General features: G+C 40.6%; 1 protein-coding gene. It reads left to right on the forward strand.

The window, feature by feature from the left end; translation table 11 throughout:
- Positions 1–239, forward strand: a 239-nt coding sequence (locus tag RM538_RS13425) for a DUF7507 domain-containing protein (protein ID WP_311333950.1), incomplete at both ends; no start/stop codon positions are given.

The following is a 239-nucleotide window of genomic DNA, read 5'->3' on the forward strand; positions in this document are numbered from 1 at the left end:
GAAACAATAAGCTATGTGTTTACAGTTTCAAATAATGGAAATGTAACGTTAAGTGATGTTATAGTAACAGATCCAGAAGCAGCTGTAGTTGGTGGGCCATTAGGAACATTAGCGGTTGGCGCTTCAGATGCAACAACGTTTACTGCAACATACACAATTACACAAGCAGATATTGATGCTGGTGAGTTTGAGAATCAAGCTACAGCAACTGGTACAACACCAAGCGGTGGTTCAGTTAC

This window comes from Patiriisocius hiemis, from assembly GCF_031846325.1.
Lineage (GTDB): Bacteria > Bacteroidota > Bacteroidia > Flavobacteriales > Flavobacteriaceae > Patiriisocius_A > Patiriisocius_A hiemis.